The organism is Faecalibacterium prausnitzii (assembly GCF_003287405.1).
In the GTDB taxonomy this organism is placed as follows: Bacteria; Bacillota; Clostridia; order Oscillospirales; family Ruminococcaceae; genus Faecalibacterium; species Faecalibacterium intestinale.
The window spans coordinates 1-589 of the sequence record NZ_PRLD01000069.1 but is presented as its reverse complement, the minus strand read 5'-3'; the positions used below and the strand labels follow the sequence as shown (position 1 = coordinate 589).

Sequence of the window (589 nt, the reverse complement as noted above, 5' to 3'; positions counted from 1 at the left end):
TTTCAGCCAGCAGCGCACTCAGGCGCATATCGAAAGCGGTGTTCAGTTCCTTTGCCTGCGCGGGAAAGCGCAGTGCCACAGTCTCCCGGAAATCACTGGAAAGATAGGTTTCCTTCGCCTTCATCGTCCGTCACCCCTTCTTTTTGTACCCGCAGTCGCAGTAGGGTCCGCCGGAGGCAAGGGTATACTGCCGCACAAAATTTGTCACACCGCCCGCTTCGCTCATGGTGTAGTCCAGATGGCACAAAGCGGGGGTCAGGTCGTACAGACCCAGCTCCTTCATCAGCACACAGATGCCGCATTTGGTAAAGCGTCCCTCGTAGCCGCTGCCGTCAGAGTATTCGTAAAACTCCATGTTCCACGAGTAAGGGTTGCGGTCGGCAGCTTTCAGAGCAGCGGCAGCTTTCATAGTGGCAATATCCTTTGGGGTAAATTTGCTTTTTCCGCTCTTGCGGCAGAACCACTGCATGGGCTTTGTCATCATGGATCTTGCATAGTAATCCGTCATCCTGTCCACCTCCGGACGTTGCGGCATGGAGAGGATGAACGCGCCGAGCATTGCGCAGTTGACGATGTTCATCTTGAAGCG

General features: G+C 54.8%; 1 protein-coding gene. It reads right to left on the bottom strand.

What is annotated here, in order from left to right; translation table 11 throughout:
* Window positions 1-130 precede the first annotated feature (130 nt).
* Window positions 131-589: L-2-amino-thiazoline-4-carboxylic acid hydrolase (locus C4N24_RS15090; protein ID WP_112092038.1), on the bottom strand; the 459-nt coding region annotated here is incomplete at its 5' end.